Below are 21,454 nucleotides of genomic sequence, written 5' to 3' on the forward strand. Positions count from 1 at the left end.
TCGATCGAGCGCGAGTGGCGGCGGGTTCATAGGTGAAGTCGCCGGATTCATTGTTCTCGTCTATCGATTCAGAGTCTTTACGTCGCGCACTATCGCGCGAGGTCGTGGAATGCCAGGGAAGGGGGTGGGTGGTGTGAGTGCGGTGGAGCAGCCGGAGTCGCAGGGTCGTCTGGACCTTCCCGGGCAGCCGGCGATCGAGTCGACCTTCTCGGTCCTCGACGACCTGGAGAAGATGACCGAGCGTCAGCGTGAGGACATGCACGCCCACACGCCCCGGTTCGTGGCCGCGCCCCCGGAGGGCGTGAAGCCCTTGTTCATCGTGAAGGAACCCAAAAAGGCGGTCTGCCGGGATGTGGTGGCGCGCAGGGTCAAGGCCCGCCCGGATGCGGAGCTGACCGCGCAGGTCCGCGCCCTGTGGGACGAGGGCGTCGACGAGTCCTACGAACTCTCCCGCCGCTTCGTGGCGCTGGCTCCGTTCTGGGCGGGGCGCGAGGACATGGACGCCGACCCCTTTGAGGTCGAGCAGCAGGACCTGATGGTCGCTGTGGCGATGCGCTGCACCCGCGGGCAAGCCGCCAAAGCCATCACCGACGCCCACCGGGCCGTGGACCTCCTCCCGCGCTGCACCCAAGCCCTGGAAGCAGGCGAATTCCCGGCGGAATGGTTCCGCACCCTGCTGCGGCGGACCGCTGATTTCACCCCGGCGGAAATGGTCCTGGTGGATGTCACGGTCGCCTCATGGTGTCTGGCGATCATGCCGAGAGTATTCACGAAATGCCTCGAACTCCTGGTGGCGAAGATTCAGCAGCGCCATCCGAAAGAACCCGAAGAAATCTCCGCGACCCGTCGTCGGATGGTGCTGGACCCCGGAACCCTCGACGGCGTCGCCTCCCTGCGGATCATCGGCCCGGCCCCGGAGATCAAAGCCCTCGCGGGGAAGTTCGACCAGGCGGCGCGGGCGATCCAGAACGCCCAGCGCCACGCCCTCATGGAGGGCACCGAGATCCCCCTGGATCCGGACCGGCAGGTCGAGAACGAGGGCATGCCCCTCTCGTTGAACCTGATCCGGTATCACCTGGCGCATGCCGCGCAGCTCGACACCGGCGGCATCACCGTCCCGGAGGCCAGGTTCCGGTTGAACGTCCTCGTCCCCTTCCTCACCCTCGTCGGCGGCGACGACGCCCCGGGCGTGCTGGAGGACGGGACCCCGATCCCCGCGCAGATGGCCCGCGAGATCGCCGGGAAGAGCGACGAGTGGTTCCGAGTCCTCACCGATCCCTCGAGCGGGGAGTTTCTGCCGCGTCCGGCGGAGAAGTACCGGCCGACCGGGGCAATGCTCGAACACCTGAGACTGCGCGGCCAATCCTGCGGCGTCCCCGGATGCGAACGCACCGCCTCCGTGGCCTCCGAGGCCGACCACATCGTCGAGTACAACCACGCGGACCCGGTCTGTGGTGGTCGGACGGCGGTGGAGAACCTGCACTTCCTGTGCTGGTTCCACCACGCGATGAAGACCGCCGGGCGACTCGATCCTGTGCGTGTGGAGGCGGACGAGTCCCCGGCAGGGATCTCGGGCACGGTGTGGGAGATGCACGAACGCTTCCGCGTGTTCCGCGAGGACGACACCGATCTCCTCACCCCACAGGCCGTCGCCCAGCTCGACGCCGTCTGGGACTCGATGCAACGCAGGCAGGACGACTACGAGCAGCAACGCGATGCCGAGGCCCGCACCAGCGCAGAGGCATCGACTCCCGAGCCCTCCCGGCTGGACTCACCGTGGCCGGTCCGGCCTGGTGTCCCGGACCCGTGGCCCCGCGTGGACATGGACCAAGCCGGCGCACCTGACCTGGAAGAAGTCCCCGTCGAGAAACCCGTCCGGCATCGATACCAACCGCTCCCGACGTTCCACTACGACGGCGACATCCCCATCAGCGCCACCACCCGAAAACCACGCAAGCAACAGAACCCACCACCCAAGTTCGACCCCGGACCACCACCCTTCTGACCCACCAGCCCGACCCGCCATCGCAAGGCATCCAGGTCGGAGCCCCGCCAGCAGCACCCCCACCTGTAGAGGGGCACACCACCGTGCCCCTCTACAGGCACGCCCGAAACCGGATCGTGAGTCGGGGCCGATGAAGGCAGCGCGGCGCGACCGGGCATGCAATGGCTGCATGAATTGGGAGACAGGTGCGCGAGGCGGGACTCGAACCCGCACGCCCTCGGGCACTGGAACCTAAATCCAGCGCGTCTGCCAGTTCCGCCACTCGCGCGCCGCACCAGAGTAGCGGTCCGGACGCGGCGGCTCCGTGTGCACGATACGATCGGACCCGTCAGCACCCGACGACCCGGAGGCAGCCGTGGCCAAGAAGAACAAGGTGTCCCTGGAGGACATGCGCCAGGAGGCGACGAGGCGCCAGGACAACCTGGCCTCGGACATCGACGAGCTCGTCGACCGCGTGAACCCCAAGAACGCCGTCGCCCGCTGGGCGAACGAGGCCGTCAGCACCGTGAAGGGCCTCTTCCGCCGCTGACCCGCAGCGCACATGCTCGCCCTCGGCGCGGATCGCTCCGCGTACCGGGGGCGAACTGCGTCCGAGGGGCCGCCTCTGCTCATCATCGGCGTCAGCCGCGGATCTCCCCGTCGACGTAGACCCACCCCGGTGCTTCCTCCACCCGCCGGAATCGCGAGCGCTCGTGCAGACGCACCTTGCCCTCGCTCCCACGCGCGATCGCCACGAACTCCACGACGCCTTCCGCATCCCAGGGACCGCCCGCGACCACGTCGAGGATCCGCAGCTTCTGCCAGCGCAGATCCCCATCATCCGACGCCTCGAGCTCCGCGGCCGACGGGCGCTGCGCCGCGTCCCAGCTGCGCCGAAGGTGCGCCGTGTCCCTGAGGGCGAAGGCGGAGAACCGCGATCGCATCAGCGCCTCGGCCGTCGGGGCGTCGCGATCGCCGGCGAGGATCGGTCCGCAGCAGGCGGCGAACACCTCGCCGCTGCCGCAGAGGCAGGAATCGTCAGGTGCAGGTGCAGGTGCAGGTGCGTTACCAGCCCCGCGATCGCGCGGGTCATCGTATTCCGGGGTGGGGGAGGGCATCGCCCCAGTATCCCGCGGAGCCCACCGACTGCGAGGATGACGAGCATGACCTCGCATCTCCCGCCCCGCACCCTGCCCGATGGCCTCGTCGCGAGCACCGAGGCGCCGGCCGTCGAGGAGTACGTGCACCTGCGCACCGCCTCCGGCCTCAGCCCGAGGACTCCTGAGCAGGCGGCGCCGATCCTCACGGGCAGCTGGGCATGGCAGACCGTGCGCGACGCCGACGGCGCCCTCGTCGCGATGGGCCGGGTGATCGGCGATGGCGGGTGGTACTTCCACATCGCCGACATGGCGACCGCGCCCGCCCAGCAGGGCCGAGGCATCGGCCGCGTCGTCCTGGACTGCCTCATCGAGAGGATCCGCGCCGCCGCCCCGCCCGACCCGTACATCACGCTGATCGCCGATCCGCCCGGGCGTCGGCTCTACGACGCGACCGGCTTCGTGGACGTCGCCCCGTCGCTCGGCATGAGGCTCGCAGGACGGTGAACCGGGCCTCCACCACGCGCCCCTCGCCCGTAGGCTCGTGCCCATGAAGCCCTTCGCCGTCGACCCCGACGACCCCCGCAGCCAGCTCGAGCGGATGCTCGCCGGCGACTGGTACATCGCCGACGACCCCGACATCCAGCGGCAGTTCCGTCGCGCCCTGCGCGAGACCGCCCGCTTCAACGACGTCTACGCCCAGGACCCCGATGCCTCGCAGGGCATCCTCGGCGGTCTGCTCGGAGGCCTGGGTGATGGGGCCCACGTGCGGGCGCCCCTGCGCGTCGACTACGGCAGTCGGCTCTTCATCGGCGCGGGCACCTTCGTGAACTTCGGGCTCGTCGCCCTCGACGTCGTCGACGTCCGCATCGGCGAGCGCTGCCAGCTGGGCCCGAACATCCAGCTGCTCACCGCGATCCACCCGCTCGAGCGCGAGGCGCGCGCCCAGGGGTGGGAAGCGGCCGAGCCGATCACGCTGGAGGACGACGTGTGGCTGGGCGGCGGGGTCATCGTCTGCCCCGGCGTCACCATCGGCGCGGGATCCGTGATCGGTGCGGGCTCGGTCGTGACGTCCGACGTGCCGCCCGGGGTCCTCGCCGTGGGGAGCCCCGCACGGGTGGTCCGGGAGCTCTGAGCGTCCGGTAGCCTCGGGACGATGCCGGTCGCGCACCGGCGCCCAGACCCCATCGAAGGAGCAGCACCATGTCGTCGACGTCCCTCGCAGGCAAGACCGCCGTCATCACCGGATCCTCGCGAGGCGTCGGCGCGGACACCGCGAAGCTGCTCGCCGCCGAGGGCGCGAACGTGGTCGTCAACTACCGCCAGAAGGCGCCCCGCGCGAACAAGGTCGTCAAGGAGATCGAGGAGGCCGGCGGCCGCGCGATCGCCGTCGGCGCCGACCTCACCAGCCCCGAGGAGGTGCGCGGCCTCATGCGCGCGGCGGTCGACGCCTTCGGCGGCCTGGACCTGCTGGTCCTCAACGCCTCCGGCGGCATGGAGGCCGACCTCGGCGAGGACTACGCGATGCGCCTGAACCGCGACGCGCAGCTGGACGCTCTGCTCGCCGGCACCGAGCTCATGAGCGACGGCGGCCGCGTCGTCTTCGTGACCAGCCACCAGGCCCACTTCATCCGCGAGGTCGAGACCATGGACCAGTACGTCGCGGTGGCGCTGTCCAAGCGCGCCGGCGAGGACGCCCTGGTCGAGCGCATCCCCGAGCTCGAGGCCAAGGGCATCAGCTTCGTCGTCGTCTCCGGCGACATGATCGAGGGCACGGTCACCGCGACCCTCCTGAACCGCGCCGAGCCCGGAGCCCTGGACGCGCGCCGCGAGGCCGCCGGGCGCCTGTACTCGGTCGCCGAGTTCGCGGCCGAGGTCGCGAAGATGGCCACGGCCGACGTGAAGACCGGGCACGTGGAGCTCGTCGGCGGAGCCGAGGACTTCCTGGCCCAGTCGGCCGATTCCTGAGCGAGGACGCCACGCCGCCCGCATCCCCGGATCCCGCCGTGCCCCACGGCGAGTCCACCCCGCCCGGGACCGCCTCGCCCGAGAGCTCCCCGCATGAGCATTCCGCCCGCCGGTTCGAGCCGCTGCCCGTGCTGCGGTCGATGGGGCTCGTCGCGGTGGTGCTGCTCATGGTGTGGCTCGCCCTCACCGTGCGCCTGCCCTCGCTGGACGTCCTCCAGGAGCGCCTCGAGGACTACGGCTGGGCGGCGTTCCTCGTCTTCGCCCTGCTCTACGCCGTCGTCGCGCTGACCCCGATCCCGGTGACGATCATGGCAGTGGCCGGCGGCATGCTCTTCGGCGTGCTCGAGGGCGGCGTGCTCTCGATCGTCGGGGTGATGCTGGGCTGCTGGGGCGCCTACTGGGTCGCCCGGCTGCTGGGCCGCGGCGTCGTCGGGAAGATCCTGGGCAGCCATGCCCGCACCGTCGGCGATCGGCTCGAGAACGGCGGCTTCGCCGCGGTCTTCCTGCTGCGGGTGATGCCGGGCCTGCCCTACTGGCCGGTGAACTACGGGGCCGGCGCCTTCGGCATCACCCAGCGCGAGTTCCTCATCGCCTCGCTCATCGCCTGCATCCCCGGCCAGATCTCCCTGGTCGCGATCGGGGCCTTCCTGGCCGATCCGGGCGTCGTGATCGGCGTCGTCCTCGCCGTCTCATGGGCCGTCGTGATCGTGATGACGATCTGGGGCTACCGCGCCTTCCGCGGCACCGCCCGACGGCCCCTGCCCGGGTCGCGGACCCACGGCGACGGGAGCCGGACCGGGTCCGACGGGAACGACACGGACCCCGGGAACATCGCGGACGACCAGGCCTGATGCTCCCGGCGCGGGCCGCGCGGCCGTCCCGTCGGGGTGTGTCGTCCGGGCCGCCGGTCTTCCGAGCCGAACCCGTTCCTGGAGCGGTCGTGCGATGACGTATTCTCTGCCGGTGAGGCGGATCGGACAGGTCGCTCAATTCCGACGTAACCGACCGGTGCTGGGAGGAGCGAGCAGGCCGCCGGACCACCCGCAGGAGTGACGAGGGGAGACGCATGGGGGAGCAGGGGACTCGCGTGCACGCGCGACGCGCCGGCGCTCTCATGCCCGAGAGTCGGAACCCCATCGCACAGCGGGTCCTGGACTCCGCGCGCGAAGTGCTCGCCCAGCAGCCCGGCTCCGCGGTCACCCTCGACGAGGTGATCAGCGCGGCGCGGGTCGAGCCCGCCGGCGCACGCCGGCTGTGGAGCTCCGACCAGGACCTGATGGTCGGCCTCATCGCCCGGGACCTGCTCGAGGCCGCGCGTCGCGTCTCCCGCGCCCTGCGCGAGGACCCCGCCCGCGCGCGACCCGACCGGCTCTGCCTGCATCTGGTCGAGAGCCTGCGCTCGCGCGTGCTGGTGTGCGCGCTGCAGAGGGCAGACGGGGACCTCCTGGGCGACGCTGTCGACGACCCCCGCACGGTGCAGCTCACGCGGCTGCTCATGCCCGTCGGCCTGGTCGGCGAGATGGTCGGGATCTGGCGCGAGCACGGCCTGGTGTGCCTCGTCTGCGAGGCCGATCACCAGGCCTTCTCGCTGCAGTGCCTCCTGCGCGGGTTCATGGACCCGCTGATGGCGGGCCGGCCCCTGCACGGCTCGCACGCGGGGGACGACCTGGCCACCGAGACCTTCGCCTCGGCCGTCGAGCGCGTGCTGGGGCGGGGCCCGGCGAGCGATCGGCCGGACCACGACGACGAGGCGGAGAGCCTCGCCGCCGCGGCGGCCGACGTGCGGCGTCTGCTCGCCGAGCGCACCGCGTCCGTGCACTCCCTGCTGGGGCTGTGACCCGCGGGTCCCTGCCTCAGCCGCGCAGCTGCTGGCGGTAGGCGCGGACGTAGGGGGCCGGGATGGGCGGCTCCGCGACCCGCAGCGCGAGGGCCGTGCGGATCGCGAAGCTCGGGTCGCGCAGGAACTCGCGGCCCACGCGCACCACGTCCGCGAGGCCCGTCGCGGTGATCTGCTCCGCCTGCCAGGCCTCGTCGATCATGCCGACGGCCGAGACCGGGATGCCCGCGCCCTGCTTCACGGCCGTCGCGAGCGGCGTCTGGTAGCCGGGGCCGACGGGGATCTGCGCCGCGGGGCTGTTGCCTCCCGAGGAGATGTCCACCATGTCGACGCCGTGCTCGCGCAGCCACTGCGCGACGCGCACCGTGTCCTCGACGTGCAGGCCGTCCTCGACCCAGTCGGTCGCCGAGAGCCGCACCAGCAGGGGCATGCCCTCGGGGATCGACGCGCGCACGGCGTCCACGATCCGCAGCAGCAGCCGCGCACGGTTCTCGAGGCCGCCGCCGTATTCGTCCGTGCGGACGTTGCTGAGCGGGGAGAGGAACTCGTGGATCAGATAGCCGTGGGCCCCGTGGATCTCGATCATGTCCATCCCGGCCTCGACGGCGCGACGGGCGGCAGCGACGAACGCCTCGATGACGCCGTCGATCCCGTCCGCGTCGAGCGCCCGCGGTGCGGTCAGATCGCCGAAGGCCAGATCCGAGGGGCCGACGGTCTCCCATCCGCCGTCGGCGACGGCGATCGAGGTGCCGGGCGCCGGGTTGCCCCACTCGCTGTAGGTCGAGGCCTTGCGGCCCGCGTGGGCGAGCTGGATGCCGGTGGCGGCGCCCAGGGAGTGCACGAGGTCGACCACGCCGCGCAGGGCATCGCGCTGGGCGTCGTTCCACAGGCCCAGGTCCTGGGGGCTGATGCGGCCCTCGGGCACCACGCCGGTCGCCTCGACGATCACGGCGCCCGCGCCGCCGCGCGCGAACGAGCCGTAGTGCATGAGATGCCACGGGGTGACGACCCCGTCGGCCTTCTCGACCATGTACTGGCACATCGGCGGGACCCACACACGGTTGCGCACGGTGAGATCGCGCAGGGTGATGGGGTCGAACAGGGTGCGGCTCATGCCACTGCTCCTCGAAGCTGGGGGACGAGCGCCGGCCGCCGCGTCCGCGCGCCCCAGGGCGAGGGATCCCCCGATGGCGATCCCGGACATGGCAGCGACGCTGACTGACATCGACGAAGCTATACCTCGACGCCTTCGGCGTCCAATAGCTGCGCCTATGGCGGACATGTCTCCGCGTATGGGTCTGGCGGTAGGGTGGGGGACGTGAGCACACCCGTCCTCGACCTCAATCTGCTGCGGACCTTCCTCGCCGTCCACCGGGCCGGCTCCTTCACCGCGGCGGCGCGCGCGCTCGGTCTCAGCCAGCCCTCGGTCACCACGCAGATCCGTGCCCTCGAGGCGCAGGTGGATTGCACGCTGTTCACCCGCCTGCCGCGCGGCGTGGAGCCGACGCCCTACGCCCACGAGCTCGCCGAGCGGGTGCGCGGTCCGCTCGACGCCCTCGACGCCCTGCGCACCGACGAGTGCGACCTCGACGGCGTCGCGACCCCCGTCCATCTCGCGGGCCCCGCCGAGATGCTGTGCTCGCGCGTGCTCCCCGCCCTCGCCCCGCTCGTCGCCGAGGGCGTGCAGCTGCGCACGGCCGAGGGGCTCACCGACGAGCTGCTCGAATCCCTGCGCGAGGGGACGCACGACCTGGTCATCACGACCCGTCGGCCGCGGGGCCGGGCGCTCGCGGCGACGCCGCTCAGCGACGAGGAGTACGTGCTGGTCGTCGCTCCCGAGTGGGCGCGCCGGCTCGAGGGGCGCGGGGACGGGGAGAGCCTGTGCCGTGCGCTGCGGGAGGTGCCGCTCGTCAGCATCGCGGAGGACATGCCGATCGTGCGGCGCTATTGGCGATCCGTGTTCGGCGCCCAGCCCCCCGGGGCCGCGCTCATCGCCCCCACCCTGCACGCCGTCCTCGCGGCCGTGCGCGCGGGAGCCGGGGCGAGCGTGCTGCCGCGGTCGCTGTGCCGCGAGGATCTCGAGGCCGGGTCCCTCGTGGACCTCGGCGGCGGGGACGTGCCGCCCCTGAACACCCTGTTCCTGGTCCAGCGGCCCGGGGCCGAGTGCAATCCGGCCGTGGTCCGCGTGCGCGAGGCCCTCGAAGGGGCCGCACGCTCCTGGTGAGGGCGGTGAGGGACGGGGCCGCTCAGCGCGGATCGCCGAGGGACCCCTCGAGCGACCTCACGCGCGACCGATGCGCACGCAGGATGAGGAACACGAGCGCGCCGACGCTGACGACGCCGATCAGCACGTGCAGCACCGCGCTCGAGGTCGCGTCCCAGGCCGTGTGCAGGACGATCGCGGCCACATAGGTGAGCACCAGCTCGAGCACCGCGAGCCCCTTGCGCCGCCCCTCGACCAGGTGCCAGACGGCGGCGCAGATCGCGCCCGTCCACGCCACGTGCCCCGCCGGGACGAGGATCGCGCGCAGGACCAGCGTCGAGTCGAGCGCCGCGAGGCCGCCCCCGCGCTCGAGCAGCGCGTTGAAGCCGTAGCCCATCGTCTCGAGCACCGCGAAGCCCGTGCCCGCCGCGATGCCGACGGCGATCCCGCCGCCCCGGGTGGCGCGGTGCGCGATGGCGAGGACGAGCAGCGGGACGATCAGCTTCGCGGTCTCCTCGATGATCCCGACCAGCAGGATCGACTCCTGACCGAGGATCAGCGCGGCGATCGTCTCGAGGAAGCCGGCGATGGTGACGGCGAGGAGGCCGCCGACGCCGACCGTCAGCAGGACGATCGGGATCGGCACCAGGATCCCGCGGCGCGTGGTCTGGGCCGCGAGCAGCACCGTGAGCGGCACTGTCCCGGCACCCACGAGCAGAACGGTCGGCAGGAGGGTGGTGTTGCGCGTGAGCAGCATGACCACGAAGATCACGATGTAGGCGAAGACGCCGACGACCAGGACGAACAGCCAGGAGAGGCGCTCGTACCAGGGAGATCTGGGCAGGGTGTTCGAGGCGGTGGCGGGCACCGGCGGAGTCGTCATCGTCAGGTCCTCGGCTCTCTGGGCTCAGGGGAGGGGGTGGGTGCGGGGGCGGATGCGGACGATCGTGCCTCGCGGGCCCACGGAGCGTCCTCGACGGAGATCTCGCGGGCCATCGAGCGCAGGAACGTCGTGATCGTCTCGCGCTCGGCGTCGCTGAGGCGCGCGGCGGCGCGGAAGCGGCCGGCCTGCTGGCGTCCCATGGTCTCCATGGCCGCCTGCCGCGTCGCGGGCGCGACCTCGATCGTGATCGCCCGGCGGTCGGAGGGATGCGCGCGGCGGTGGACGTGCCCGCCGCGCTCGAGGCGGTCCAGCAGCTTCGTCGTCGAGGCGCTCGAGATCCGCAGCTCCGAGCCCAGGGCCGCGGCCGTCGGCCGCTCGCCGCGGTGGGCCGCGGCGATGAGGTAGTGCAGCGCGCGCATGTCCGTCGAGTTCAGCTGCATGTACGCCTCGGAGGCGTCGCGCAGCTCCTCCTCGGTGCGCCGCAGCTCCACAAGGGCCGCCATCAGCTCGTCGATCCCCGTGATCGCCTCGCGCGTGAGCCCCGAGCGGTCCACGAGCTCCCCGGACGGGTCGCTCGCGTCGATGTCCTGCACCCGCCAGGGGGAGGGGGAGTGCGGCTCGGGACTCGTGCTCATGGGCGACAGCGTAGCCACCGCGCGGGACCAGACCGGCGGCGATGAGCGGCGATGGGGTAGATTGCTCGCCAGGCTAGCAATCTCTGGACGGAGCCCTCCATGACCCACCGCGGCACGCCCACGCCCCGGACCCGCTGGATCCGCGCCGTGCGGATCGTGCTGCCCGCGCTGCTCGTGGTGCTCTGGGTCGCGGGCGCCTCCGTCGGCGGGCCACTGTTCGGCCGCATCGACGAGGTCTCCTCCAACGACCGGACCGCCTACCTCCCGACCTCGGCCGAGGCCACGCAGGTGCAGAAGGCCACCGAGGCCTTCACCGAGGGGGACACCATCCCCGCGATCGTCGTCGTCACCGCGGACGGCGCGGGCGACGGGGCGCTCAGCGAGGACCAGCTGCGCGGTGTCCAGGACGCCCTCGCCTCCGCCGAGGACCTCGACCAGGTCTCCGGGAACGCGTCGCCGCCGATCCCCTCGGAGGACGGCCGGGCCGTCGAATCCTTCGTGCCCCTGGACGCGGGTGCCGACCTCGGCGCCGCGGTCTCCGACCTCGAGAGCGCGCTCGCGGAGGACCTGCCCGCGGGGACGACCTCGTACGTCACCGGGCCCGCTGGCTTCTCGGGCGACCTCACGGAGGCCTTCTCCGGCATCGACGGCCTGCTGCTGGGCGTCGCGCTCGCCGCGGTGCTCGCGATCCTGCTGATCGTCTACCGCTCGGCGCTCCTGCCCTTCATGGTGCTCGCGACCAGCATGTTCGCCCTGTGCGCGGCGCTCGCGGTGATCTGGCACCTGGCGCACGCCGGGGTGCTGCTGCTGAGCGGGCAGACCCAGGGCATCCTGTTCATCCTCGTCATCGGCGCGGCCACCGACTACTCCCTGCTCATGGTCGCCCGGTACCGCGAGGAGCTGCGGGCCGTCCCCGACCGCGGCGTCGCGCTGCTGCGCGCGATCCGCGGCACCGCCGAGCCGATCCTGGCCTCCGGCGGAACGGTGATCGCCGCCCTGCTGTGCCTGCTGCTGAGCGACCTGCGCTCGAACTCCACGCTGGGCCCGGTCGCCGCGATCGGCATCGCCTTCGCGATGCTCTCGGCGCTCACCCTCCTTCCCGCCCTCCTGTTCCTCGCGGGACGCACCGCGTTCTGGCCCCGTCGGCCTCTCTACGACCCCGCCGAGGCCGAGCGCAGCGAGGAGCAGCTCGTGACCCGCGGGCTCTGGGCCGGCGTCGCCCGCCGCGTCGAGCGCCACCCCCGCCGGATCTGGAGAGGCGTGGTGCTCGTGCTGTGCGTCGCGTGCGCGGGCCTGCTCCAGCTGCGGGCCGACGGCGTCTCCCAGTCCGAGCTCGTCCTCGGCGACTCCCAGGCCCGCACCGGCCAGGAGGTGCTCGGCGAGCATTTCCCGGGCGGCTCCGGCAGCCCCGCCCAGATCCTCGTCCCGCAGGACCAGCTGCAGGAGACGGCGGACCGGCTCCTGGACGCGGACGGGGTGGAGTCGGTGAGCGCGCGCTCCTCGGACGCCCCCTCGGGCAGCGCCGCGGTCACGGCCGACGGGATCCGGGGCGGGGCCGATCCCCGCGTCGAGGACGGGCGCGTGCTGCTCGAGGCGACGCTCGCCGACGCCCCCGACTCGGCGGCCGCCGAGGACACCGTGCGCGGACTGCGCGAGGACCTGCCGCAGGACGCCCTCGTGGGCGGCGAGACCGCCACCGCGATCGACACCGACGACGCCTCCGTGCACGACCGGAACCTCATCATCCCCGTGGTCCTCGCTGTGATCGCGGCGATCCTCGTGCTGCTGCTGCGCTCCCTGCTCGCCCCGCTGCTGCTCATCGCGACCACGGCCCTCTCCTTCGGGGCGGCGCTCGGGGTCTCCGCGCTCGTCTTCGACCACGTGCTCGACTTCCCGGGGGCCGACGCGGCCGTGCCGCTGTACGGCTTCGTGTTCCTGGTCGCCCTGGGCATCGACTACAACATCTTCCTCATGACCCGCGTGCGCGAGGAGTCCCTCGCGCACGGCACGAGACCCGGGATCCTGCGCGGCCTCACCCTCACCGGCGGCGTCATCACCTCGGCCGGAATCGTGCTCGCGGCCACCTTCGCGGCGCTCGCCGTGATCCCGATCCTCTTCCTCGCCCAGCTGGCCTTCATCGTCGCCTTCGGCGTCCTGCTGGACACCTTCGTGGTGCGCACCCTGCTGGTCCCGGCGCTCGCCGTCGACGTGGGGCGCAGCGTGTGGTGGCCCTCGCGGCTCGCGCGCCGCGCGGACCGCGCGGACTGAGCGGGCCGTTCCCAGCTCCAGTTCACCTTCCCTCCGTAGCGTCTTCGGTGCAGAGGGAGTACTTCGCCTCGGCGGGCTCGTCAATACGGTCGTGCGATCACGACCCGGGCCGTCGGTTCTGGGGGACCAGGACGAAGGAGACTCTGGCAGCCATCGCTTGCCCGAGCCCCTCAGGAGCCCTCAGTGGACGTCTCACCCCTCGTCTGGACGATCACGCTCGCCGTGACCGTCGCCTTCTTCGTGTACGAGTTCTTCGCGCACGTGCGCACCCCGCACGAGCCCTCGATCGGCGAGGCCGCCCGCTGGTCCGCCCTCTACATCGGCCTGGCGCTGCTGTTCGGCGTCGGCATCGGGGTCTTCTCCGGATGGGGATACGGCGGCGAGTACTTCGCGGGCTACCTCACGGAGAAGGCGCTGTCGATCGACAACCTCTTCGTGTTCCTGCTGATCATGACCAGCTTCGCCGTGCCCAGGGTCCATCAGCAGAAGGTGCTGATGATCGGCATCGTCATCGCCCTCGTGCTGCGCGGCGCCTTCATCGCCGTGGGCGCGACGCTGATCGAGAACCTCTCCTGGGTCTTCTACGTGTTCGGCGCCCTGCTGCTCGTGCTCGCCTGGCGCCAGGCCTTCGGGTCCGAGGACTCCGATCCGACCGACGGCCGGATCATGCGCCTGGTGCGCCGCGTCCTGCCGGTCAGCGACGAGTACGACGGCGGCCGCTTCGTGACCCGCATCGACGGCAGGCGCTTCGTCACCCCGCTCATGCTCACGGTGCTCACCATCGGCGTGGTCGACGTGGTCTTCGCCGTCGACTCGATCCCCGCGATCTTCGGCCTCACCGAGCAGACGTACATCGTGTTCACGGCCAACGCCTTCGCCCTGATGGGCCTGCGTCAGCTGTACTTCCTCATCGGCGGTCTGCTGCAGCGCCTCGTCTACCTCGCGCAGGGGCTCGCGATCATCCTCGCCTTCATCGGCGTCAAGCTCGTGATGCACGCCCTGCACGTCAACGAGCTGCCCTTCGTGAACGGCGGACAGCCGCTGCTGTGGGTGCCCGAGGTCCCGATCTGGTTCTCGCTGTCCTTCATCGGCCTCGTGGTCGCGATCGCGACCGTCGCGAGCCTGCTGCGCACCCGCGGCGCGGGGGCCGACGAGGCGCTCGACGAGGAGGCCGAGGACCCGTCCCTCAGCCGCCGGGGCTGATCCTGCCGCGCAGGTTCTCGGGGCCGGCCACCGGGGTCTCACGGGTCTCGGCGATGAGCTCGCGAGCGGCGTCGACGCTGTCCCACGTGTTCCACAGCAGAGCGCCGCGCACGCGCCCGTCGGCCCCGTAGAGCACGACCTCGGCGGAGCCGTCCTCGGAGGCGTCCTCGCGCAGGACGCGGGCGGCGTCGAGGTCCCCGATCGCCTCGTAGCCGTCGTCGAGGAGGTCCGACCAGAAGAACGGCGTGTGCGCGTACGGGGTGAGGTCGCCGGCCATCGCCCGGCCGGCGGCCCTCCCCATCGTCTCGGCGTTGTCGACGTGCTCGACGCGGCGCCTGCCCAGCAGGGCATCGGGGTAGGAGGCGACGTCCCCGGCGGCGAAGACGTCCGCGGCGGAGGTCCCCAGCAGCTCGTCCACGACGATGCCGTCGTCGACCTCGATGCCCGCCTCCCGGGCGAGGGATGTGTTCGGGGTGACCCCGATCCCGATCACGACCGCATCCGCGGTGATCTCCCCGCCGTCCTCGAGGGTCAGGGTCACGGAGTCCCCGTCCTCCGATCCTCGGGCGAGGCGGCCCGTGACGATGCGGGCGCCCTTCGCGGCGAGCTTCCGGGTGATGCGGTCCGAGAGATCCGGCGGGAACATGCCGGGCTGGACCGTGCCGTGGGGGAGGACCAGCGTCACCTGGACATCGTTCTGCAGGAGTGCTGACGCGATCTCGCCGCCGATGTACCCGCCGCCGACCACGGCGACGTGCGCGCCGGGGCTCGCCACGGCGCGCAGCGCCCGGTAGTCGGCGCTCGTGCGGTAGTGGATGACGCGCGGGCCCGGCGCGATCGGGGCGGTGCGCGGCGAGGCGCCCGTCGCGATCAGCAGGTGCTCGAAGCCGACGCGGGTGCCGTCGGCGAGCTCGACGCGATGCCCGTCCGGGTCGATCGCGACGACCGTGCTCGAGGTGTGAAGCTCGACGCCCTCTCCGGTCACATCCAGCGCCGAGTCCTCGAGGGACGCGTCGGCGTCCAGCCACAGCGTCTTGGACAGATCGGGTCGGTACACGGGCGGGTCGGGCTCCGCGCCGAGGACGACGACCGAGCCGGTGCCGTCCTTCTCGCGGATGCCCGCAACGGCGCTGGCCGCGGCGACCCCCGCGCCGACGATCGCGTACGTGTAGGAATCCTGGAACTGCGTCATCGCGGCCTCCTCGTCCGGTCCTGCCACGACCCTAGACCCGTGGCGGCGAGGGCGTGAGGACCCCGGGGCCCGGCGCCCGCTCATCCGCGTCATCCCGTGGATGTCGGGGAGATCACAGGAGTACGGTGCTCGAGCGGTTCCTGGACGACGGCGCCCAGCGCACCCGGACATCGAGCACGCAGGAGGAGTTCTTTGAGCACGATCAGCTATACGCCGCAGAAGTGGCGTCCCGAGCAGGTCACCATCACCGAACCCTCGGTGATCCGTCGAGCGATCGGCGCCGCGGCGATCGGCAACGTCACCGAGTGGTACGACTTCGGTGTCTACGGATATCTGCAGGTCACCATCGAGGGCGTCTTCCTCCCGAAGAACGCGGGAGCCGCCGGCGCGATCATCGTGGCCGCCCTGTTCGCCGTCGCCTTCCTGGTCCGCCCCCTCGGCGGCATGTTCTTCGGCCCGCTGGCCGACCGCATCGGACGCAAGTCGGTCCTCGCCACCACGATGATCATGATGGCGCTGGGCACCTTCCTCATCGGCGTCCTGCCCGACTACGCGACGATCGGCCTCGCCGCCCCGTTCCTGCTGCTGGCCTGCCGGCTGATCCAGGGCTTCTCGACCGGCGGCGAGTACGGCAACGCGATGGCCTTCATCGCCGAGTACGCCCCGGACCGTCGTCGCGGGTTCTTCGGGAGCCTGCTCGAGGTCGGCACCTTCGGCGGCTACGTGCTGGGCGCGTCGGTCGCGACGATCATGACCGCGATCCTCACGCAGGACCAGCTGCTGAGCTGGGGCTGGCGCCTGCCGTTCTTCGTCGCCCTGCCGCTGGGTCTGGTGGGCGTGTACCTGCGCTCCAAGCTCGAGGACACCCCCGCCTACCGCGAGCTCGAGAAGCAGCAGGACGCCGAGGCCAAGGCCAAGGCCGACGAGAAGAAGGCCGCGAAGAAGGCCGGCACCCCTGCGAGCACCGAGACCGGCGACAAGAAGGGCGGCGAGATCAGGGGCATCCTGCGCCTCTGGCCGAACCTGCTGGCCTGCATGGGCCTCGTGCTCGCCTGGAACGTCACCAACTACATGCTGACGGCGTTCATGCCGCAGTTCTTCCCGTTGATCCGCGAGTACCAGGGCAGCGGCGGCGTCTCCGACCTCGCCTCCTCGATCCTGCAGATCATCGTCATGGTCATGTGCCTGATCCTGATCCCCGTGATCGGGCGGCTGAGCGACCGCGTGGGCCGCAAGGCCGTGGTGCGCGCGGGCTCGATCGCACTGATCGTGCTCTCGATCCCCTCGGTGCTGCTGATCCGAGGCCACAGCGACGTCACCGTCCTGTTCGGCCTGCTGATCATGGGCCTGAGCCTGATCTGCTTCAGCGCCACCATGCCCTCCACGCTGCCGTCGCTGTTCCCGACGGCCGTGCGCGCCGGCGCCCTGTCGATCTCCTTCAACGTCGCCATCTCGCTGTTCGGCGGCACCACCTCGACGGTGATGACCTCCCTGGTGACCTGGACCCACTTCCTCATGTGGCCCGCGATCTACCTGATGGCGGCCGGCGTGATCGGCCTGATCTGCGTGCACATCGTGCCCGAGAGCAACGGCCGCCCGCTGTGGGGCTCGAAGCCCGCGGCGAGCGACCGCAAGGAGGCCACGGCGCACGCGAAGGAGCTCAGCGAGGAGGCCGAGGCCTTCGTGCTCGCCCAGCGGGCCGGCGCCCACTGATCCTCCGTCGGGGCGGCCCGGCCGGTGCGCGGTGCGCCCGACGCGGGCCGCTTCCTGTTTGCTCGCTCACAGGGCGTGGCCTCCGGTTTTGCGCTCGGACCCGGGCGGGGTAATGTTTTCGTTCGTCGGCGCCATTAGCTCAGTTGGTTAGAGCAGCTGACTCTTAATCAGCGGGTCCGGGGTTCGAGTCCCTGATGGCGCACCCGATCGAGAAGCCCCTCGGCCAGTAGGCCGGGGGGCTTCGTCGTTGCCGAACAGGCCTAGGCCGTCGAAGAGGTCTGAGATCTGGACGCCGAAGTACTCGGCGACCGATTCGATTTCCGCGGCGCGCCACGGGGCGTCTCCCTTGAGCTTCGCAAAGACGGTGGCTCTGCTCGCGCCGATCACGGGCGCGAGGTCTGCGTTCTTGATGCCGCGACCTGCCGCGAGCGCGCGCACTGCGGCTGCGATCCGCTGGTCGACGTTGGCCTTCTCGGTGGACTCGTGTACAGGATGCTCGCTCATTGAGCCAGGATATACACCGCTCACATCCAGATTCTAGGCCCGACACCAGACACGCCTTGCCTGGTCTGATTTTTCGGACTACGGTCAAGAATATGAGCACGAGAGCGATGTTGGCAGACCTCATCCTGCGAGACGCGGGGCGGGGTGGGTTGTGGGAGTGGGCGATGGATGAGCGGCGTACAGCCCGTCCCCCGAACTGGAACGAGCTCGCTAGACGCCTCGACCGCGAGACCGCAGGAAAAGTGGCGGTCAGTGGCGAGGTCTTGCGGAAGTGGGTCATTGCGTCTGAGGACGAGCGGACGAAGGGGGCGTCGAAGTGAGCGAGCAGATCATCGTGGAGGCGAAGGCCGACCTGGAGACGGGAACGCTCTCTGAGGCGCACGCTCGGAGTCTTGTGGATCAGATCCGTCAGAGCACGGGTCATCTGCTGGAGACCATGGCGGACATCGAGGTGATGATCTCGACCGCGTACGAGGGTCGTGCGTGGCTCCCGCTGGGCTACGAGTCGTGGGACGCGCTGTGCGCTGAGGAGTTCACCGAGGCGCGCATGTGGACGTCGATCGACGAGCGTCGTGAGCGGACGCGCGCACTGAGCGAGGCGGGGCTGAGCACTCGCGCGATCGGAGCCGTCCTGGGAGTCCACAAGGACACCGTCCGCAACGATGCTCGGGCGCTGGCGAATGCTCCGGCGACCCTAGAAGGTGGCGAAAATTCGCCACCTGCTAAGCGTGAGGTTGGCGCGCCTGATCTAGCAGGTGTTCCAAATGGAACACCTGCTAACGCGGCGACCAGAACCGATGCTGAACCTGCGCGTGCGGATCGGTCGGCTGTGCCCTCAGCGGCTCCGGTGGCGTCGGTTCCGCGCGAGTCGCGGGGACTGGACGGGAAGTCCTACCGGAAGGCGGCGCCCCTGGAGCGGGTGGATCGGATCGTCGAGGCCACGCGTCTGCACGAGCAGGGCTGGTCTCAGCAGCAGATCGCGGAAGAGATCTCGGAGCGCACTGGGGAGACGGTGAGCCAGCGGACGATCAGTGAGGACCTGAAGGTCTCGCGGCAGTGGTCGGATTCGCTGGATGAGCCTGACCGGGAGCGGTTCGCCAGTGGTGACCTGCCGTCGGAGGAGCTGACGGCGAAGGCGCAGATCGAGATCGTCGCGCCGAAGGGCCCGGACCTGTTCGAGCTGACCGGGCATGGCATGCGGGATCTGGTGGCCGCGCTCGACTTCCTGCGCGATGAGGTTGTCGAGCGTGACGAGTGGCTGGACCAGCAGCACAAGGCCTCGGAGCGACTGGGGTCGGCGGCGCTGATGTCGATGATGCGCCCGGCGAGCTGGTTGGCGAAGGACGTCGACTACACGGGCTTTCGCCCGGAGATCCTCGAGGGCGCTCTGGCGTCGATGGAGGAGATCCAGAGGTTCCTGGATGCGGCGCGGGAGGCCGCGGAGGCCGCGCGTGAGGCCGGGACGACGGTGGCCGGTTGATGGCCGAAAAGAGAGGGCCGGCCCGGTGGAGCGGGCCGACCCTCCAGAGAACCGAAGTTTCGGCCTCTACGCACAGGTACGTGCTGCGTAGAGCATACCTGGGTGGTCTGAACGACACCCACGAGGGGGTAGGTCGTGATGCGTGAGCGGCCATCTGACGAGGACATTCACGCGGCGGTCGGGGAGCAGGAGGGCATGTGCCGGAATGCTCTGTCGCGGCGTGGCGCGTTCAGCGCGACGGCCCTGGAGGACTTGATGGGTGAGGTCACGGAGGCTGTTGTCGCGTCGATTCCGCGGTGGCAGGACCACGGGTACACGTCGTTCGCGGCGTGGGCGACGGGCGTCGCGGACAAGACCATCAAGCGGCGCGCGAAGGCCATGGCACAGCGCAACCAGCGGGAGGTCCTGAAGGACCCGCTCGAGGGTGCGGTGGCCTCACCCAACGAGGCTTCGATCTTCGAGGACCTCGAGGGTGTGGGCGAGCTGATGGACGCGGCCGTGGTGGGCGAGGAGAGCGCCTGGGGGCTGGTCGCGGATGTCGTTGCCGCGCCTCCTGCCCCTCCGGGAGAGGACGACGACTTCTACGTGCAGATGCTGCGGAAGGCGAAGGCACGGATCGCGTCCCAGCCGGGTGGCGCGGGGAAGTGGGCGCGGCTGCAGGCGGCGATCGAGCAGCCCGTGCGGGGCCGGTCGGCCCGGGAGCAGCTGCGCCGCGAAATGGCCGCTGTCTCCGGGTACGCGGTCGAGTTCTTCGGCGCCCTGACCGAGGACCAGTCGGCGGGCGATGCATCGGCGGGGGAGTCCTCCGAGGGGGCCTCGCACGTGGTCGTGGAGCTGGTCGCCGTGGCCGGTGACGCGTTTCGGGCGGAGTGCTCGGTGTGCGGGCACGTGGACGGTCTGGAGGGGTCGGTGGCCGTGGTGATGGACGTTGTGCGCAGGCATCGTGCCTGGCACCTGAACGAGGGAGCGGACCAGTGAGCGCTGGAGCAATGACGATGGTGTTCGCACACTCCCAGGCGAAGTCGACGGCGCGCGTGGTCGCTCTGTCGCTTGCGAACAACTACGACACGACCGGGGACTACGCGGTCACGTCGATGGAGACCCTGTGCCGGGAGTCTGCGGCCACGCCGGAGCAGGTCGAACGGGCTTTGCGGAAGCTGGTCGCGCTGGGGGAGTGGAAGCTCGTGCGGTCCACGCAGGGCGCGGTCGTGATGCGCCTGGTGCTCGCGTGTCCCCTGGATTGTGACCGCACGCCGATGCATCGCACGTCGTGGGATCTGCGGGTGGCGTCATGAGCATCCAGCACACGGCCGCGGTGTGGGCGCATTCCCGGGCGGAGCACAGTGCTCGCCTGGTGCTCCTCGCGCTGGCCGACCACATGAACCAGGCGACTGGTCTGGCGTGGCCGTCGGTGGAGACGCTGTGCGCCGTCACGAAGCTTTCGGAGCGGGCTGTGCGGGGCGCGATTGGCGTCTTGTTGGAGCTGGGAGAGCTCGTCGAGGCGGAGAGCACGGTGTCCGGGCAGCGCGCGTTCGCGCTTGCTCTGGAGTGCCCGGCCGAGTGCGACGGCACGACCCAGCACAGGATGCCCGCCGAGCGAGCCCGGAAGGCCACGCAGGACGCCCGGGGAGCTCTCGGGACGGCCCGGGCCGCCGAGACGCTTCCCGAGGCCCCTGGGGCGCCGTCGAAGCCCGTGGAGACTCCGGCGGCGGCGTCGGAGGCCCGCCCGGTGGTCTCGCGGGGCGCGCTGAGCGCACCGGAGGCTGCGGTGCGCCGGGGCATGGTGTCGCTGGAGGGGATGTTCTCCAGCGTTTTCGACGAGGTTCTAGAAGTTGAGGCGGCAGATTCTGCAGGGGTCCATGCAGATTCTGCAGGGCCGAGTATGCAGATTTTGCCGCCCCACGCGCGCGAGCCTTATTGGGAACCAAGAGAAGGAACCACCAACCAACCAGGGCGAGGTTCTAGCCGTCCCGCCTCTGCGCCGGTCCAGGCGTCGACGACCGCGCAGAGCGCGGACGTTGGTGGTGGTGATGATTCTCGGATGTGGGCACAGGCCGTGACCGGCGTGCTCCCGTCGCCGCTGCGGCGGCAGGTCTCACCCGGCCCGTTCCTTGCGGCGGTCCGCGAAGCCCTCGAGCGGGGCCTGGCCGGTGAGGCGATCGTGGAGTCCGTCCGGGGCCGGTCCTGGAACGGCACGGGGCCCGGAGCGGTGATCGCTCACCTGCGGGCCCTGGATCCCGTCGTGAACTCCACACCGACGCCGAGCGCGGGCCCGGAGCGCCGGTGGTGCCCCGAGCATCCGTCGGTGGAGATCACCCGCCGTCGCTGCCCGACGTGCCGTGAGGCGGAGATCGCCCGGGGTCAGAACGCCCCGTCGAGGCGCCGGGACGGCGAGAGCGTTGAGCAGTGGACCCGGCGCGTCGCGGGCGATTCATGAACACGCAGGGGGCACGCGTGGCCCGAGAAGCACATCACCGGTGGAGAGGA

20 protein-coding genes, 2 tRNA genes and 1 pseudogene are annotated in these 21,454 nt (G+C 71.0%); 16 read left to right on the forward strand and 7 right to left on the reverse strand.

Going from position 1 to position 21,454, the window contains the following annotated elements; genetic code table 11:
- Positions 1–133: 133 nt before the first annotated feature.
- Entirely contained in the window at positions 134–2,005 is a 1,872-nt protein-coding gene (locus Bra3105_RS18100; protein WP_228358046.1) for an HNH endonuclease signature motif containing protein, read from the forward strand.
- Positions 2,006–2,191: 186 nt separating this feature from the next.
- Here Bra3105_RS18100 and Bra3105_RS18105 read toward each other — a convergent pair.
- Positions 2,192–2,273: transfer RNA gene (locus tag Bra3105_RS18105), tRNA-Leu, on the reverse strand.
- Positions 2,274–2,360: 87 nt separating this feature from the next.
- Here Bra3105_RS18105 and Bra3105_RS18110 point away from each other — a divergent pair.
- Complete coding sequence (locus tag Bra3105_RS18110; protein WP_228358047.1) at positions 2,361–2,534, forward strand: DUF3618 domain-containing protein; 174 nt, start codon at positions 2,361–2,363, stop codon at positions 2,532–2,534.
- 91 nt (positions 2,535–2,625) lie between these two features.
- On the opposite strand, the gene Bra3105_RS18115 is transcribed toward Bra3105_RS18110, so the two are convergent.
- On the reverse strand, positions 2,626–3,102 hold the full coding sequence (locus Bra3105_RS18115; RefSeq protein WP_228358048.1) for a YchJ family protein: 477 nt from the start codon (positions 3,100–3,102) through the stop codon (positions 2,626–2,628).
- Positions 3,103–3,147: 45 nt separating this feature from the next.
- Here Bra3105_RS18115 and Bra3105_RS18120 point away from each other — a divergent pair, with 45 nt between their 5' ends.
- The 5 genes from Bra3105_RS18120 (at position 3,148) to Bra3105_RS18140 (ending at position 6,886) form a co-directional block, all read left to right on the forward strand.
- Positions 3,148–3,588 carry a GNAT family N-acetyltransferase gene (locus Bra3105_RS18120; protein WP_228358049.1) on the forward strand — a complete coding sequence of 147 codons (441 nt, stop codon included), beginning with the start codon at positions 3,148–3,150 and terminating at the stop codon, positions 3,586–3,588.
- 43 nt (positions 3,589–3,631) lie between these two features.
- Positions 3,632–4,216, forward strand: a complete 585-nt coding sequence (locus tag Bra3105_RS18125) for a sugar O-acetyltransferase (RefSeq protein WP_228358050.1) — start codon at positions 3,632–3,634, stop codon at positions 4,214–4,216.
- 68 nt (positions 4,217–4,284) lie between these two features.
- Complete coding sequence (locus Bra3105_RS18130) at positions 4,285–5,049, forward strand: SDR family oxidoreductase (RefSeq protein ID WP_228358051.1); 765 nt, start codon at positions 4,285–4,287, stop codon at positions 5,047–5,049.
- Between the two features lie 38 nt (positions 5,050–5,087).
- Positions 5,088–5,900, forward strand: coding sequence for a TVP38/TMEM64 family protein (locus Bra3105_RS18135; protein WP_228358052.1), 813 nt, complete (start codon positions 5,088–5,090; stop codon positions 5,898–5,900).
- 263 nt (positions 5,901–6,163) lie between these two features.
- Positions 6,164–6,886, forward strand: a complete 723-nt coding sequence (locus tag Bra3105_RS18140) for a hypothetical protein (protein ID WP_228358053.1) — start codon at positions 6,164–6,166, stop codon at positions 6,884–6,886.
- Positions 6,887–6,902: 16 nt separating this feature from the next.
- Here Bra3105_RS18140 and Bra3105_RS18145 read toward each other — a convergent pair whose 3' ends face one another.
- Positions 6,903–8,000, reverse strand: a complete 1,098-nt coding sequence (locus Bra3105_RS18145) for an NADH:flavin oxidoreductase/NADH oxidase (protein WP_228358054.1) — start codon at positions 7,998–8,000, stop codon at positions 6,903–6,905.
- Positions 8,001–8,204: 204 nt separating this feature from the next.
- Between Bra3105_RS18145 and Bra3105_RS18150 the strand changes: the two genes are divergently transcribed.
- Positions 8,205–9,110: a LysR family transcriptional regulator gene (locus Bra3105_RS18150; RefSeq protein ID WP_228358055.1), complete on the forward strand. Its 906-nt coding sequence runs from the start codon at positions 8,205–8,207 to the stop codon at positions 9,108–9,110.
- Between the two features lie 22 nt (positions 9,111–9,132).
- Here the strand turns inward: Bra3105_RS18150 and Bra3105_RS18155 are convergent, their stop codons facing one another.
- Complete coding sequence (locus Bra3105_RS18155) at positions 9,133–9,972, reverse strand: PrsW family intramembrane metalloprotease (RefSeq protein ID WP_228358056.1); 840 nt, start codon at positions 9,970–9,972, stop codon at positions 9,133–9,135.
- A gap of 2 nt (positions 9,973–9,974) precedes the next feature.
- Positions 9,975–10,607: a MarR family winged helix-turn-helix transcriptional regulator gene (locus Bra3105_RS18160; protein WP_200503938.1), complete on the reverse strand. Its 633-nt coding sequence runs from the start codon at positions 10,605–10,607 to the stop codon at positions 9,975–9,977.
- Between the two features lie 99 nt (positions 10,608–10,706).
- On the opposite strand from Bra3105_RS18160, the gene Bra3105_RS18165 reads away from it, so the two are divergent.
- Positions 10,707–12,875, forward strand: coding sequence for an MMPL family transporter (locus Bra3105_RS18165; RefSeq protein WP_228358057.1), 2,169 nt, complete (start codon positions 10,707–10,709; stop codon positions 12,873–12,875).
- Positions 12,876–13,058: 183 nt separating this feature from the next.
- Entirely contained in the window at positions 13,059–14,078 is a 1,020-nt protein-coding gene (locus Bra3105_RS18170; RefSeq protein ID WP_228358058.1) for a TerC family protein, read from the forward strand.
- On the opposite strand, the gene Bra3105_RS18175 is transcribed toward Bra3105_RS18170, so the two are convergent.
- Complete coding sequence (locus tag Bra3105_RS18175; RefSeq protein WP_228358059.1) at positions 14,062–15,270, reverse strand: NAD(P)/FAD-dependent oxidoreductase; 1,209 nt, start codon at positions 15,268–15,270, stop codon at positions 14,062–14,064. The genes Bra3105_RS18170 and Bra3105_RS18175 overlap by 17 nt on opposite strands.
- A gap of 192 nt (positions 15,271–15,462) precedes the next feature.
- Here Bra3105_RS18175 and Bra3105_RS18180 point away from each other — a divergent pair, with 192 nt between their 5' ends.
- Both Bra3105_RS18180 and Bra3105_RS18185 read left to right on the forward strand, forming a co-directional pair.
- Positions 15,463–16,983: an MFS transporter gene (locus Bra3105_RS18180; protein ID WP_228358060.1), complete on the forward strand. Its 1,521-nt coding sequence runs from the start codon at positions 15,463–15,465 to the stop codon at positions 16,981–16,983.
- 128 nt (positions 16,984–17,111) lie between these two features.
- Positions 17,112–17,185, forward strand: a tRNA-Lys gene (locus Bra3105_RS18185).
- 77 nt (positions 17,186–17,262) lie between these two features.
- Here Bra3105_RS18185 and Bra3105_RS18655 read toward each other — a convergent pair.
- Positions 17,263–17,487, reverse strand: a pseudogene (locus tag Bra3105_RS18655) (helix-turn-helix domain-containing protein); the annotation flags it as partial.
- A 316-nt stretch (positions 17,488–17,803) separates the two neighbouring features.
- Between Bra3105_RS18655 and Bra3105_RS18190 the strand changes: the two are divergent.
- The 4 genes from Bra3105_RS18190 (at position 17,804) to Bra3105_RS18205 (ending at position 21,404) form a co-directional block, all read left to right on the forward strand.
- Positions 17,804–18,967 (forward strand): hypothetical protein, encoded by a 1,164-nt coding sequence (locus Bra3105_RS18190; RefSeq protein ID WP_228358061.1) that lies wholly within the window; start codon positions 17,804–17,806, stop codon positions 18,965–18,967.
- Positions 18,968–19,222: 255 nt separating this feature from the next.
- Positions 19,223–19,945 (forward strand): hypothetical protein, encoded by a 723-nt coding sequence (locus Bra3105_RS18195; RefSeq protein WP_228358062.1) that lies wholly within the window; start codon positions 19,223–19,225, stop codon positions 19,943–19,945.
- 17 nt (positions 19,946–19,962) lie between these two features.
- On the forward strand, positions 19,963–20,262 hold the full coding sequence (locus Bra3105_RS18200; protein ID WP_228358063.1) for a helix-turn-helix domain-containing protein: 300 nt from the start codon (positions 19,963–19,965) through the stop codon (positions 20,260–20,262).
- A complete protein-coding gene (locus Bra3105_RS18205; RefSeq protein ID WP_228358064.1) occupies positions 20,259–21,404 on the forward strand; it encodes a helix-turn-helix domain-containing protein in 1,146 nt (381 codons plus the stop codon). Before Bra3105_RS18200 ends, Bra3105_RS18205 begins: the two co-directional genes overlap by 4 nt.
- Positions 21,405–21,454: the final 50 nt, after the last annotated feature.

This window comes from Brachybacterium halotolerans subsp. kimchii (genome assembly GCF_020792675.1).
Lineage (GTDB): Bacteria > Actinomycetota > Actinomycetes > Actinomycetales > Dermabacteraceae > Brachybacterium > Brachybacterium halotolerans.